This window comes from Hydrogenophaga pseudoflava NBRC 102511 (genome assembly GCF_001592285.1).
Lineage (GTDB): Bacteria > Pseudomonadota > Gammaproteobacteria > Burkholderiales > Burkholderiaceae_C > Hydrogenophaga > Hydrogenophaga pseudoflava.
On the sequence record NZ_BCWQ01000006.1, the window covers coordinates 36,607 to 50,794 of the forward strand.

The 14,188-nt window shown below is 65.1% G+C and carries 14 protein-coding genes; 2 read left to right on the forward strand and 12 right to left on the reverse strand.

The annotated features are described in order from the left end of the window. Positions 1–79 precede the first annotated feature (79 nt). The 12 genes from der to HPS01S_RS08960 form a co-directional block, all read right to left on the reverse strand. On the reverse strand, positions 80–1,414 hold the full coding sequence (der, locus tag HPS01S_RS08905) for a ribosome biogenesis GTPase Der (protein ID WP_066154198.1): 1,335 nt from the start codon (positions 1,412–1,414) through the stop codon (positions 80–82). A gap of 45 nt (positions 1,415–1,459) precedes the next feature. Next, positions 1,460–2,572: an outer membrane protein assembly factor BamB gene (gene bamB, locus HPS01S_RS08910; RefSeq protein WP_243721726.1), complete on the reverse strand. Its 1,113-nt coding sequence runs from the start codon at positions 2,570–2,572 to the stop codon at positions 1,460–1,462. 26 nt (positions 2,573–2,598) lie between these two features. After that, positions 2,599–3,270, reverse strand: coding sequence for a YfgM family protein (locus HPS01S_RS08915; RefSeq protein WP_066154202.1), 672 nt, complete (start codon positions 3,268–3,270; stop codon positions 2,599–2,601). A gap of 60 nt (positions 3,271–3,330) precedes the next feature. Continuing rightward, entirely contained in the window at positions 3,331–4,626 is a 1,296-nt protein-coding gene (gene hisS / locus HPS01S_RS08920; RefSeq protein ID WP_066154205.1) for a histidine--tRNA ligase, read from the reverse strand. A 41-nt stretch (positions 4,627–4,667) separates the two neighbouring features. Further along, a complete protein-coding gene (ispG, locus tag HPS01S_RS08925; protein WP_066154207.1) occupies positions 4,668–5,960 on the reverse strand; it encodes a flavodoxin-dependent (E)-4-hydroxy-3-methylbut-2-enyl-diphosphate synthase in 1,293 nt (430 codons plus the stop codon). A 2-nt stretch (positions 5,961–5,962) separates the two neighbouring features. Next, positions 5,963–6,856, reverse strand: a complete 894-nt coding sequence (locus HPS01S_RS08930; RefSeq protein WP_084397209.1) for a RodZ domain-containing protein — start codon at positions 6,854–6,856, stop codon at positions 5,963–5,965. Continuing rightward, positions 6,849–7,727 (reverse strand): type IV pilus biogenesis/stability protein PilW, encoded by an 879-nt coding sequence (gene pilW, locus HPS01S_RS08935; protein WP_255284190.1) that lies wholly within the window; start codon positions 7,725–7,727, stop codon positions 6,849–6,851. The genes HPS01S_RS08930 and pilW overlap by 8 nt, the downstream gene beginning before the upstream one ends. A 5-nt stretch (positions 7,728–7,732) precedes the next feature. After that, the gene (gene rlmN / locus HPS01S_RS08940) at positions 7,733–8,860 is read right to left on the reverse strand and encodes a dual-specificity RNA methyltransferase RlmN (RefSeq protein ID WP_174545237.1); all 1,128 of its coding nucleotides are present in this window, start codon (positions 8,858–8,860) and stop codon (positions 7,733–7,735) included. A 21-nt stretch (positions 8,861–8,881) separates the two neighbouring features. Next, a complete protein-coding gene (gene ndk, locus HPS01S_RS08945) occupies positions 8,882–9,307 on the reverse strand; it encodes a nucleoside-diphosphate kinase (protein ID WP_066154216.1) in 426 nt (141 codons plus the stop codon). A gap of 112 nt (positions 9,308–9,419) precedes the next feature. After that, positions 9,420–10,697 (reverse strand): pseudouridine synthase, encoded by a 1,278-nt coding sequence (locus HPS01S_RS08950; RefSeq protein ID WP_084397211.1) that lies wholly within the window; start codon positions 10,695–10,697, stop codon positions 9,420–9,422. Then, positions 10,666–11,322 carry an SMC-Scp complex subunit ScpB gene (scpB, locus tag HPS01S_RS08955; protein WP_084397212.1) on the reverse strand — a complete coding sequence of 219 codons (657 nt, stop codon included), beginning with the start codon at positions 11,320–11,322 and terminating at the stop codon, positions 10,666–10,668. Before scpB ends, HPS01S_RS08950 begins: the two co-directional genes overlap by 32 nt. A gap of 142 nt (positions 11,323–11,464) precedes the next feature. Further along, on the reverse strand, positions 11,465–12,460 hold the full coding sequence (locus HPS01S_RS08960) for an RluA family pseudouridine synthase (protein ID WP_066154218.1): 996 nt from the start codon (positions 12,458–12,460) through the stop codon (positions 11,465–11,467). Positions 12,461–12,522: 62 nt separating this feature from the next. Between HPS01S_RS08960 and HPS01S_RS08965 the strand changes: the two genes are divergently transcribed. Continuing rightward, entirely contained in the window at positions 12,523–13,326 is an 804-nt protein-coding gene (locus HPS01S_RS08965; protein WP_066154699.1) for an outer membrane protein assembly factor BamD, read from the forward strand. Positions 13,327–13,416: 90 nt separating this feature from the next. After that, positions 13,417–14,175, forward strand: a complete 759-nt coding sequence (locus HPS01S_RS08970) for a PP2C family protein-serine/threonine phosphatase (protein ID WP_066154221.1) — start codon at positions 13,417–13,419, stop codon at positions 14,173–14,175. Positions 14,176–14,188: the final 13 nt, after the last annotated feature.

The following is a 14,188-nucleotide window of genomic DNA, read 5'->3' on the forward strand; positions in this document are numbered from 1 at the left end:
TCCGTGTTCAAAAATGAAGTGGATAAGGGAACGCACCATACCACACCGATGGCGAGCGCAGGAAGGCGCCCGCGCGGACCTATTCCTTATAGGGATTGTCGGAGGTCTTGAACTCGATCCGCAGGGGCGTTCCGACCAGATCGAACGCCTTGCGGAAACGGCCTTCCAGAAAACGCTTGTAGGCGTCAGGCACGTGTTCCAGCGAGTTGCCGTGGATCACGATCACCGGCGGGTTCATGCCGCCCTGGTGGGCGTAGCGCATTTTAGGCCGGTACATGCCTACCTTCTGAGGCGCCTGAAAGGCAACCGCCTCCTGCAGCAGGCGGGTCAGCATGGGCGTTGGCATCTTGCGCATGGCGGAGGCCTGAGCCTGCACGATGGATTTCCAGACCGGACCAAGCCCCTGGCGCTTTCGCGCCGAGATCAGGTGCAGAGACGCAAATTTAAGGAACGCCAGCCGCGTTTCAATTTGCCGTTCGATTTGTTCGCGCTGGTAGCTGTCCACCGCATCCCATTTGTTGATCGCGAGCACCACCGCACGCCCGCTTTCGAGGATGTACCCGGCAATGTGGGCATCCTGATCGGTCACCCCCTGCGTGGCGTCTAGAAGCAGCAGCACCACATGGGCGCTTTCGATGGCCTGCAAGGTCTTGACGACGGAGAACTTCTCGATCGCCTCAAACACTTTGCCCTTGCGGCGCAGCCCCGCGGTATCGATCAGTTCGAACTTCTTCCCATCGCGCTCGAACGGAACGGAAATCGCATCGCGCGTGGTTCCCGGAAGATCGAAAGCCACAAGACGCTCTTCGCCCAGCCAGACATTGATCAGGGTCGACTTGCCGACATTGGGCCGCCCGGCCACCGCCAGCCGGATCACCCCCTCCACCGGTTCTGCAGCCTCCTCGTCGTCCTCCGAAAACCCCTGGATGGCATCCAACGCCTTTTCCAGCATTCCTCGTACACCCTGCCCGTGAGCACTCGACACTGGCAGCACCTCACCCAGCCCGAGCTCGAAGAACTCGGCCAGCTGCACGCCCTGCGTCATGCCTTCGGCCTTGTTTGCAACCAGAATGGTGGGCTTGCCCAGGCGGCGCAGGTACTGTGCGATGTCATGATCCTGCGCGCTCAGTCCGGCGCGCGCGTCGACCACGAACAGCACCACGTCGGACTCTGCCACCGCTTGCCGCGTCTGCTTGGCCATCTCGCGGTAGATGCCCTCGCTGGCTTCGGGCTCGAAACCTCCGGTATCGATCACGATGTACTCGCGCTTGCCCAGATGCCCGTTGCCGTAGTGGCGGTCGCGTGTCAGCCCCGCAAAGTCGGCCACGATGGCGTCGCGGGTACCGGTCAACCGGTTGAACAGGGTGGATTTGCCGACATTGGGCCGCCCCACCAGGGCGATCACGGGTTTCACGAACAGGTGCTTTCGATCAGCTCGCCCTGAGGGCGAATGGAAAATTTACTGCGAGCGCCAGGCAAACACGCCGCCGTTGCGCGTCTGGACCACCAGCGCAGGACCAGACAGCACCGGCTGGGCAAGCACGGCCGACCCATCGGTGCTGAGACGGGTGAGCTCACTGCCATCCGCCGTCGACAGCAGGTGCACCTGCCCGGACTGGTCTCCCAGCGCCAGCAGCCTGCCCAGAACCAGCGGGGCCGTCAGATCCCGGAACTTCAGTCGGTCCAGTTCCCAGACCTTCTCACCACTGGCCCGTTGCCAGACCAGCACCCGACCATCCGTTTCGGTTCCCGCGACCCACTGCGCGTCGCCATGCACGCCCACCACACCTTGTGCTGCCTTGTTCCAGACGGAGCGACCGGTGTTTGTGTCCACGCAGGACACCGCCGAGTTGTACGCACGCGCACAGACGCTGGCACCCTGGCGACTCACAGGTCCGACGAGGTCCACGAGACGCTCAACCTCATTGGTACCGCGGGAGTTGGCAACCGGCACGTCCCACCGGGGCGTCCCGTTGTCAGGATTCAAACCCACCAGTCGACCTGACAGCCCGGCGACCAGGGTGTCTCCGACAGCCAGCAGGACCCCGCCCTGCCGCAGCACCAGAGGCTCGCCTGGTCGGGTCTGCGTCCACAACTTCGCACCGGTACGGCCATCGAACGCCAGCACACTGCGGTCGGCCGTCAGAACAAACACCCGCTGGCCCGCGACCAGCGGTGACGTGTAAGAGGCTGCGGGAAGCTGCGCCCGCCAGAGCTCCCGCCCCTCCGCCATGGCCACGAGCTGGTGTCCCTGGGTCACCACGGCGGCCACATCCCCATCACTGCCAGCGCCCGTCGACAACGGCGTGTTGAGGTTCACTCTCCAGACGTCCCGACCGGATGTGGCATCGACCACCGCCACCGTGCCGGAACCACCCGCCAGGTAGACCCGCCCCTGATGGGCGAACGGCGCCAGCGTGAGTGCCGATGCACCGACCTGGGTGGACCAGATCAGCTGTGCCGATGCCCGGTTCGCTGGTGGCGGCAGCTCCGCAGGCTTGACCTTGGCCGGCCCCGATGAGCATGCCGCAAGCACCACCACAGCAGCTGCCGCCGCCAAGCGCTTCATCATGAGGACAGAACCCCGGGCCACTGGCTTCACTGCGCCACCCCACTTGCCGGGGACGGCGCCACGTTCACGCCCAGCGCCGCCAGCTTGACCTGGACCAGCTGCCGATACTCGGTGCGCTCGTTCATGGCGTCCCACGCCTTCTGGTACTGGGTCTTGGCTTCGTCGGCCTTGCCCTGCACCATCAGCACATCGCCCCGGCGGTCGGCGGCGAGCGCTGCGTAGGCCTCGGGCATCGGCGCTTCCAGCACCTTCAGCGCTTCGTCGTAGGCTTGGGCCTGCAGGTGCACGCCAGCCAGCCGCAAACGGGCCACAGCCTTGTAGGAATCATCGGAGCCACTGTCGGCAACCCAGGACAAGGCCGCCTTCGCTCCGTCGGGCTTGCCGGCGTCGAACAGGCTCTGTGCCGCGAGCATCGCCCCCTGCGCCGCGAAACTGGTTCCGCCAAATTTGTCCTTCATGTCGGCCAGGGCACGCTCGATCTTCTCGGCGTCGCGCGCATCGGCGGCACGTTCAATTTCGTCGTACAGCGCCGCCGCCTTGATCGACTGGCTGCGCTGCCACCAGTTCCAGCCATTCCAGGCAGCGAACCCGCCGAGCACCACGATCAGTGCCCAGGTGATCAGATTGCCGTACTGCGCCCAGAAGTGCTTGAGCTGGTCGATCTGTTCCTGCTCTTCGAGGTCTAAATGAGTGGCCATGGCTGTTGTTTGGTTGAAGTCGTCGGATTGTAGGTGGTGGGGTGGCGTGCCAGACGCGTGTCAGAAGCCGCGCAGTCCCACCCCCCAGGCGGCAACTTCCGCCAGCGGCTGCAGTTGCTGCCCGGTGTCGGCGGCCCGGTCGCCACGCAGGGGTTTGACCGCCACCATGCCCTGCTCCAGCTCCTGGGCGCCGAACACCAGTGCATAGCGCGCGCCGCTCGCATCGGCCTTCTTGAACTGGGACTTCATGCTGCCCATGCCCTCGGCGCCACCGGCGTGCATCGCGACCGACACGCCCTGGGCGCGCAGCTGGCGGAGCAGCGGCATCGCGACCGACAGGGCAGAAACGTCCGGAATCACCGCGTAGGCATCCGGCGCCACAGGCTCGGGCAGCCGCCCCTGCTCCTTCAGCAGTTCGAGAATGCGTTCCATGCCCAGCGCCCAACCGACGGCAGGCGCCGGTTTGCCACCTATCTGCTCGAACAGCCCGTCGTAGCGTCCGCCGGCACACACCGTGCCCTGCGAGCCGAGCTGGGTGGTCACGAACTCAAACACCGAGAGGTTGTAGTAGTCCATGCCGCGCACCAGGCGCGGGTTGATCCGGTAGGCGATGCCCTGGGCATCCAGCAGCGCCCGAAGGCGGTTGAAATGCTCCAGCGACTCGGCGCCCAGAAAAGCCATGAGGTGCGGAGCCCCGTTCACCATGGCCTGCATGGACGGGTTTTTGGTGTCCAGGATGCGCAGCGGATTGCTGTGCAGGCGGCGGCGCGCATCCTCGTCGAGCAGGTCGGCGTGTTCTTCCAGGTAGCTGATAAGCGCCTGCCGGTGGGCCAGGCGTTCGGCCGGCTGCCCGAGGCTGTTGATCTCCAGCTCGATGCCCTCCAGGCCCAGCTCAGCCCACAGGTCGCAGGCCATCACGATCAGTTCCACGTCCACATCGGGCCCGGCAAACCCGAGCGCTTCGGCGCCAAACTGGTGGAACTGGCGGTAACGACCGCGCTGCGGGCGCTCGTGGCGGAACATGGGCCCCATGTAGTAGAGGCGCTTGCCACCGTCGTAGAGCATCGAGTGCTCGACCGCGGCGCGCACCACCCCCGCCGTGTTCTCCGGGCGCAGGGTCAGCTGCTCACCGTTGAGGCGGTCTTCGAAGGAGTACATCTCCTTCTCGACGATGTCGGTCACTTCCCCCAGACCCCGGATGAACAGGGCGGTCGGTTCCACGATGGGGGTGCGCACGTTGCGGTAGCCGTAGCGGCGCATCAGCGACCGCAGCGTGTCTTCCAGCCACTCCCAGTGCGCGGACACGGGAGGTGCAATGTCGTTCATGCCTTTGACGGCGCTCAGTTTCTCTGCCATGGATCTCTCAGCAATGTGGGGCGGCGGGTGCCGCCATCGGCTCAGGCGGTGCCGCCGAACCGCTTCTGGATGTAGTTTTCGACGATCTGCTGGAACTCGATGGCGATGGCCTCGCCCCGCAAGGTCATCGCCTTCTGGCCGTCGATGAACACCGGCGCCGCAGGCGCCTCACCGGTTCCCGGCAGGCTGATGCCGATGTCGGCGTGCTTGCTCTCGCCCGGGCCGTTGACGATGCAGCCCATCACGGCGACCTTCATGCTTTCCACGCCCGGGTAACGTGCGCGCCAGATCGGCATCGAAGCCCGCAGGAAATCGTCGATCTGTTTGGCCAGCTCCTGGAAGGTGGTGCTGGTGGTGCGGCCGCAACCAGGACAGGCCGTGACACTGGGCACGAACGTGCGCAGGCCCAGCGCCTGAAGGATCTCGGAGGCCACCACGACCTCCTGGGTCCGTGCCTCACCGGGCTGCGGAGTGAGCGACACACGGATGGTGTCGCCGATGCCCTGCTGCAGCAGCACCGACAGCGCCGCGGTGGAAGCCACCGTGCCTTTCGCCCCCATGCCAGCCTCGGTCAGGCCGAGGTGCAGCACATGGTCGGTGCGGCGCGCCAGCTCCTGGTAGACCGCGATCAGGTCCTGGACCCCCGACACCTTGCAGGACAGCATGATGTTGGCCGGGTTCAGACCGATCTCTTCGGCACGGCGAGCGGAGTCCAGTGCCGAAGTGATCAGCGCCTCGTACATGACCTGGCGCGCATCCCAGGGTTCGGCCCGCTGGGCGTTGTCGTCCATCAGCCGAGCCAGCAGGTCCTGGTCCAGGCTGCCCCAGTTGACGCCGATGCGGATCGCCTTGTCGTGGCGGGCGGCAATCTCGACCATCTGTGCGAACTGCCGGTCGCCCTTGTCGCCGCGCCCCACGTTGCCCGGATTGATCCGGTATTTGGACAGCGCCTCGGCGCAGGCGGGGTGGTCGGTCAGCAGGCGGTGGCCGTTGTAATGAAAGTCACCGATCAGCGGCACATGAATGCCCATCCGGTCAAGCTGTTCCCGGATGTGCGGCACGGCCTGCGCCGCCTCATCGTTGTTCACCGTGATCCGCACCAGCTCGGAACCGGCCAGTGCCAGCTCCTTGACCTGAATGGCGGTCCCGATGGCATCGGCGGTGTCGGTGTTGGTCATGGACTGCACGCGCACCGGTGCACCGCCGCCAACGGTGACCTCGTGGTCACCCCACCTCACCACGCCGGGACGGCTGTGCCGCACACGCGGTGCGCTGACGGCGATGGGCTGCGGCTCGGCAGGACTTACTCGATCAGGAAGGGTTGCTCTGAGCATGGTCATTTCACCTGGAAGCGCGCCACGCTGTTGCGTGCAAGCGGCATCACATCAAAGCTCTGGCCTCGCACCGTCACCTGGACCGCGTCGGCCCGGCCGACCACCACCGAGTACGGCGGTGAAGCGGAAAAGTCAAGCGAATCGCCTGGTTTGAGCATGCGCTGCACCTGGGATACGCCCTTGCCATCCACCACCTCGACCCACGAAGCACCGACAGCCTGGATGCGCAAGAGCGCCACGTCTGCGACATCCGCGGAGGCGGCCGCTGCAGCGGGCACCGGCACCGGTGCCGCAGCAGGGTTTTCTCCTGTCGCCGGTTCGGTCTGTGTGACAACAGTCTGCGATCCGCCCGAAGAGGTTTCGGCAGTCGCTGCCGCGGGAGGGGGCAACGACACCTCTGGTCCGGGCTCCACCCGCTCCGAAGCGTCGACCGCTGCAGACGGTGCCGCTTGCCGGAACTGGTCGATCGTTGGCCCCCAGTCAGGGGCCAACAACAGGCCCGCAGCGGCCAGCACCAGCAGGAGCGACGCCAGCACGGCAGGCCGCCGCAGCCATTCGACGGCGGACGTGGTCGCTCTCTCCTGGGCAGGTTTGAAGGGTGCGTTGATGGTGTTCGGCGTATCGCCCAGCGCGGGTGTGCGACCGAAAGGAATCTGCTCCAGCACGGGCCCCGGGTCGATCTTCAGATGCCGGCAGGCGCTGGAGGCAAGCGCCCTGGCAAATGTCAGATCGGGCAGCTCCTCATAGCGGCCAGCCTCCAGCGCCTCCAGTTTCTTGACAGGCACCTTGAGCGCTGCCGCCAGCGCAGCAATGTGCAGGCCGGCCGCCTCTCTCGACTGCTGCAGCAGCACCGGCCGCATCCAGGCCATATCCTGGGACATGGTCGCCTCACTCATTGAAAGCCCCCCGCTGGTAAGACGCCCATTCCTTGGAACGGGGGAACCGGCGCTGCAGTTGCTGGGCCAATTGCTCGACCACCTGGACGTTGTTGAGCCTGCGCTCGATCTTGATGCCGAGCCAGAGGGTCTCGGAGTTGGCCTGCTCGGAGTTGTTGATGCGACGGATCACAAACTGCGCCTTGGTGAATTCGCCCCTGAGGTATTCCAGATTCGCAAGGTTGTATCCCACGAAGGGGTTGGCCGGATCGAGTTCGTACGACCGCGCGAAGCTGGCCTCCGCCTCGGCGGCCTGCCCCATGCGCAACTGGCAGGTGCCCAGCATCATCAGGGTCTTGGCCTGGTTGACGTACAAGGGATTGGACAGCGCGCTGCGGAACAGTGCCACGCCCTCGGCGTACCGCTGCCGCTGACAGAGAAACACGCCGTAGTTGTGCATGGCGTCGGCGTCGCGCGGATTGATCTGGAGCGCACGGCGGAAACTCTCTTCAGCGAGCACCGGCTCGTTCAGCCGCATGTACACCAGTCCACGCAGCGAATAGGCGGGCCCGAAGCTGGCGTCGGCCGCCAGGGACTGCTTGATCTGATCGAGGGCCACCGACGTCTGTCCCTGCTCGAAGTAGCCCGCCGCGAGCTCCAGCCGGAGCCTTGCCCGCTTGCGTCCTTCGGGCTCATCCGATTCGGTGATGGGCTCCGTGCCCGTACCCGCGCTGGCGTTGGCACTGGTGCCAACGGACGTGGCAGCACAGCCACCCAGCCCCAACATGACCCCCAGCAGCAGCATCCCCAGAGCACGAACCAGCCATGCAGACCGACCGACCTGCGGGGCCGATCCGGGCAGAGTTTCTGATCGCGCGCTGAAATCGTTCATGCCTGTCATTCCTTGGCTGGGTGCACAAATCGGATGGGTTGGGCCGCAGCGATCCGCCTGGCGACCTGGGTTCGGTCCATCACGTCTCCAGCCAGTTGGCCGCAGGCTGCATCGATGTCGTCACCACGCGTCTTTCGCACGGTGGTCACGATGCCAGCCTCGCTGAGGATCCTGGCGAACGCCTGCACCACAGGACGCGGCGAACACTTCAGGCCGGAGTCGGGAAACGGGTTGAAGGGTATCAGGTTGAATTTGCACGGAACACCCCGACCACCGTGATGCCGCACCAGCTCCAGCAACTGCGCGGCGTGCTCAGGCTGGTCATTGACCCCGTCCAGCATGCAGTACTCGAACGTGATGAAGTCGCGCGGCGCAGCCGGCAGATAGCGCAGGCAGGCATCCAGCAGCTCGGCAATCGGGTACTTGCGATTGATGGGCACCAGGACATCGCGCAACTGGTCGTTGGGCGCGTGGAGCGACACAGCCAGCGCTACCGGGCAGTCCTTGGCGAGGCGGTCGATCATGGGCACCACGCCCGAGGTCGACACCGTGACGCGCCGCCTTGAGAGCCCGTAGCCATGGTCGTCCAGCATCACTCTCAGCGCTGGCACCAGGGCGCTGTAATTCTGCAAGGGCTCACCCATGCCCATCATCACAACGTTGGTGACCACACGCTCGGACGACTTCAGGTGCTGGCGCAGGAAGTGCTCTGCGTGCCAGAGCTGGGCCAGGATTTCTCCGGTCGTCAGATTGCGGGAGAAGCCCTGGTGACCGGTGGAGCAGAAGCGGCAGCCCACGGCACAGCCCGCCTGCGAAGACACGCACAGCGTGCCACGGTCGTCTTCTGGGATGAACACGGTTTCGACGGCGTTGCCGTCGCCCACATCGAACAGCCACTTGATGGTGCCGTCGGCCGAATCCTGGCGCGAAAGCACCGGCAGGCCGGTGATGGAGCAGACCGATGGGAGCTTTTCACGCAGGCTCTTGGCGAGATCACTCATCTCGTCGAACCGCGAAGCACCCTTCTGATGAATCCAGCGAAACAGCTGGACGGCGCGGAAGCGCTTTTCGCCCAGCTGTTCGCAAAAGGCGGTCAGGCCCTCGAGATCGAAGTCGAGCAGGTTGACCGTCATGATGGCATGGTCAGCCCGCAATCAGCGCGAGTAGACGTTCATGCCGGGGAAGAAGAAAGCCACTTCCACGGCAGCGGTTTCGGGGGCGTCGGAGCCGTGCACGGCGTTGGCGTCGATGCTGTCGGCGAAGTCGGCGCGGATGGTGCCGGCGGCGGCCTTCTTGGGATCGGTGGCGCCCATCAGGTCACGGTTCTTGAGAATGGCGCCTTCGCCTTCCAGGACCTGGATCATCACGGGGCCGGAGATCATGAAGCTCACCAGATCCTTGAAGAACGGACGCTCCTTGTGCACGGCGTAGAACTGCTCGGCTTCGCGCTGCGACAGGTGGGCCATCCGGGCGGCCACAACCTTCAGGCCGGCTGCTTCGAAACGGGCGTAGATCTGGCCGATGACGTTCTTGGCAACAGCGTCGGGCTTGATGATGGAGAGGGTGCGTTCGATGGCCATGATGGTCCTTGGAGCAGGTTATGAAATAGAAATCGTGCGCCTTGCGGCAAAGCCCTTGATTCTACATCGCGCCCATGTCAACACACCCGATGCCCTCAGGGGCACGCCGGGCTCAGCGCCCTCCGGACCGCCCTGGCTTCCGGCCCTTCTGCGGCATCTTGTCGCGTGCAGCGTCGCGCTCCCTGCGCCGTTGCAGCGAGTCCTGCCCGATGTATCCATACGAGGTTTTCATGGGGTCCGGCTGTCCGCCCGCCCCGGCACCCTTGGCGGGTGCCTTGCCAGGACTCTTTCCAAAGCCCCTCGCACCAGCCCCGGCAGGCTTGCCGTCCTTGGCAAAGGACGCTCCGGCGCGCGCTCCGCCGCCTTTCCCGTCGGGTCGGGGCCCCTTTCCAAAGTGCCTGCCACGCCCACCGGTGTCACGAACAGAAGCCGGGCCCTCGCCGCTTTGCGGCATACCGGCCGCGGTGGTCAGTCGCTCAATGTCCCGATGATCCAGTTCAAGCCAGACTCCTCGTTTGAGCCCCCGCGGAAGCATCATGGCGCCATAGCGGATGCGAATCAGGCGGCTGACGGCGTGACCCACCGCCTCGAACATGCGACGCACCTCGCGGTTGCGACCCTCGGCGATGGTCACCCGGTACCAGCAATTGGCCCCTTCACCGCCCCCCTCCTCGATGGACGCAAACTGGGCCATCCCGTCATCGAGCCTCACCCCATCGAGAAGGCGCTGCTTTTCTTCAGAGGACAACGCGCCCAGCACGCGCACGGCGTATTCCCGCTGCAATCCGAACCGGGGATGCATCAGCCGGTTGGCCAGCTCGCCGGAGTTCGTGAGCAGCAGCAACCCCTCCGTGTTGAGGTCCAGGCGTCCCACGGACTGCCACTTGCCGGTCTGCAGACGGGGCAGGCGGCGGAATACCGTGGGCCGGTTCTGCGGGTCGTCGTGTGTCACCACCTCGCCAGCGGGCTTGTGATAAGCGAGTACCCGCGGCGGAGGTGGCGCGATGCGAACACGCACCGGCTTGCCATTGACCTTGATGGTGTCCCCGTACTGGATGCGCTGACCGATGTGCGCCGGTTCACCATTGACGGAAATGCGCCCCTCCAGAATCAGCTGCTCCATCTCCAGCCGCGAACCCAGCCCCGCCTGGGCCAGCACTTTGTGGAGCTTGGGGGAGTCGGCCTCGGGCTGCAGCACGCGCTTGGAAGGAAGAGGCAGGTCCTGTTCCTGCACGGCATCAAATGCCCCGCTGACCACATCATCAAAGGCCATACTGCCGGAAACCGGGGCCGCGGCGGGCGCAGACGCGGGCACGGACCCGGCAGGCGATTCAGCCTGACCTTCGTCCAGAGCGGTTTCATTCGGCTGTCGGGGGGGCACCATGTTCATGCTGTTCCTGAAAAAGTTCGGATGTCTGGGATTCAACGGGCTCTCCCGCCTGCTCCGGGGTGCTGCCGCCCAAGGCGTCAAAGTCCAGCCGCCCCAGAGCGGACTCCTGAACCTCGCTGCTGTCCAGCGGCGGCAGCTGATCAAGCGACGACAGGCCGAGGTCGTCCAGAAACTGGCGCGTCGTGGCAAACAGCGCGGGCCGCCCGACGGTTTCCCGGTGGCCGATGACCTCGATCCAGCCCCGGTCTTCCAGCTGCTTGAGGATCAGGGAGTTGATAGTCACGCCCCGAATGTCCTCCATGTCGCCCCGCGTCACGGGTTGTCGGTAGGCAATGATCGCCAGTGTTTCCATGGCCGCCCGCGTGTACTTGGGTGGCTTCTCAGGGTGCAGCCGGTCCAGGAAAGGTCGCAACTCAGGACGGCTCTGGAAGCGCCAACCGGAAGCCACCTGGACCAACTCCACGCCTCGACCAGTCCATTCGGCCTGCAGGTCCGTCAACAGGGTTTTGAGTGTGTCGGCCGACACCTCTCCATCGAACAGCACGCCCAGCTCCCTGACGGACAAGGGTTGGGGCGCACAGATCAGGGCCGTCTCGACGACGCGCCGGGCATCCGAAGTGTTCATCGGTGGTGCCTGAAAATGAATAATGGGGGTCCTGACAAAGCCGCAACAGCGGCAGCGGGCGTCGCGCAGGACTGACCGAGTGCTACAGGAATCGGGGATGGACGCGACGCTTCAAAGGCCCTGAGGGCTGTTGAAACCGGGTCTACAGATCGCCTTCATTGTAACGGAGCCCCGCGGCGTCCAAGGCGGCCCGGAAATCGGCTGGTACTGCGCTGGAAAAGCCCAGCTCGGCACCCGACACCGGATGACTCAGACGCAAGCGCGCTGCGTGCAACGCCTGCCGCTGCATGCCCCACGCCACGCGACCACCATACAGCGCATCGCCCACAAGCGGATGACCAAGCCAGGCCATGTGCACCCGGATCTGGTGCGTTCGGCCGGTGTGAAGCTTGCAAGCCACCAGGCACGCCTGATCGACGGCATCCATCACCCTGAACGTCGTGCGAGCCGGCTTGCCTGCGGTACTGTCTTGGCGCAGAACGGCCATCCGCAAACGGTTGGCCGGGTCGCGCCCTACCGGCTGGTCGACCTCACACAGCTCGTCTCGCCGCCAACGGCCATGACCGATGGCCAAGTACTCGCGCTGAACCTCGCGCGCCGCGATCGCACGCACCAGACCATCTACCGCACGACGGCTCTTGCCCACGAGCATCAGGCCGGAGGTGTCCTTGTCCAGCCGATGCACGATGCCGGCGCGCGGCAAGCTGGCGGCGCCGGGGTGGTGGGCCAGCAGCCCGTTGAGCAGCGTGCCGGTCCAGTTGCCGGCCGCAGGATGAACCACCAGCCCCACCGGCTTGCAGATCACCATCAGGTCCTCGTCCTCGTAGACGATGTCCAGCACCATGGACTGGGCCACAAAGGCCATGGCCTGCTGCGTGGGTCGCAATTCGACCCGGAGCCGACCGCCAGCCACCAATCGCGCCGAGGGCTTGGCGGCCAGCCGGCCATCCAGCGACACCGCACCCTCCGCCATCAGCTGCTGGAGGTACGACCTCGAAAGCTCGGGCACCAGGGTGGCCAGCGCCTTGTCGATGCGCCAACCGTGCATGTCTGCAGGCACAGGGAGGTCGCGCACCTCGGTGTCCGCCAGCACATCGGCGGCGTCGACTTCAACCTCGGTCGCGCCTGGTCCGTTCACCCCCCCCGTCGATATAATTTCTGCAGCCAATCCGGTGTTCCAGTTGTGAAGGTAAGCGTGTGATTCCTCGTTCGAGATTATCGGTCGTGCCCCTGTGTGCCGTTGCCGCCGCGCTGAGCTTCTCGGGCTGCAGCTCCACTCCCGTGGACCCGACCAAGGACTGGAGCCCCAACAAGATCCACAGCGAGGCGATGGACGAGCGCAACGCGGGCAACTACGAAAAGGCCATCGGCCTGTACGAGAAGCTCGAAGGGCGCGCGGCCGGCACGCCTCTGGCCCAGCAGGCCCAGCTCGAAAAGGCCTACACGCAGTACAAGGCTGGCGAGCAGGCCCAGGCATTGGCCACCATCGAGCGCTTTCTGCGTCTGCATCCGGCCAGCCCTGCGCTGGACTATGCGCTCTACCTCAAGGGCTTGGTGACGTTCAACGAAAACCTCGGTCTTCTTGGCTCGCTCGTCCAGCAGGACCTCTCCGAACGCGACCAGAAAGCGGCCAAGGAGTCGTTCGAGGCGCTGCGCGAGGTGGTAACCCGTTTCCCTGACTCGCGCTATGCACCGGATGCCCGGGCGCGCATGACCCACATTGTCAACTCGCTGGCACAGTCGGAAGTGCATGTGGCCCGCTATTACATGAGCCGTGGGGCGTACCTCGCGGCCATCAACCGCGCGCAAACCGCCATCACCGACTACCCCAAGGCACCGGCCCTGGAAGAAGCCCTGGCCATTCTCGTGAGCAGCTACGACGCACTCGGAATGACCCAGTTGCGTGACGACGCCAGACGGGTGCTTCAATCCAGCTTCCCGAACAGCGCCTACCTCGGTCGCACGCAGAGCATCGGCAGCAAGCCGTGGTGGAAGCTCTGGTGACGCCACGCTGCCAGCAGCAGTGGGCTGGAAATTAGTGGTTACCATGCGGACCAGTGTGGGCAGCCCGCCCGCTCAAAAAGACGTTCTCCCATGACCAAAGGCTATCGCATCCATGCGTCAACCGGCATCCATCGGGGTGACCGTGACTACCAGCAGGATCAGGTCTGTCTGCTGCATCATCCCCGCGAAAGCGGCTGCCTGCTGGCGGTGGTGGCGGATGGCATGGGTGGCCGAAGCGGCGGCAGAAAAGCGTCGGACCAGGTGATGCTGACCTCGCGCCAGCTGTTCGAGCGCTACGACCCGGACACCGACGATCCTGCGGCCATGCTGCGGCAAGTTGTTGAAGAATCGCACCTTGTGATCAAGCTCACCGCCGTGTCGGCCGAGCAGGAGCCCCACAGCACGATTGCCGCGTTCCTGCTCACCCCCGGTGGCAGCAGCCAATGGGTGCACGCTGGCGACTCACGGATCTACCACTTCCGCAACGGCAAGATGGTGTTCCGCACCATGGATCACTCCTACGTGCAGTCGCTGGTCAACCAGGGAGAGATCACCGAGGAAGAGGCACTGGACCATCCGCACTCCAACATCCTGATGGGTTGTCTGGGTACCGACAGCGATCCCCCTGTGGACCTGCATGTGATCCCGCAACTGGGGCCCGGCGACGCGATCATGGCCTGCAGCGACGGCGTGTGGCACTACTTCACGCCGGACGAGCTCGCCAGCACGGTGGCCATGCTCTCGCCCCGCGAGGCCTGCGAGTTCCTGATCCAGAAAGCCCGCTCCCGGGCCAAGGGCTCTGGTGACAACCTGTCGCTGACCATCGTCAAACTCGATCCGCTGACCTGATCAGCGCAACACC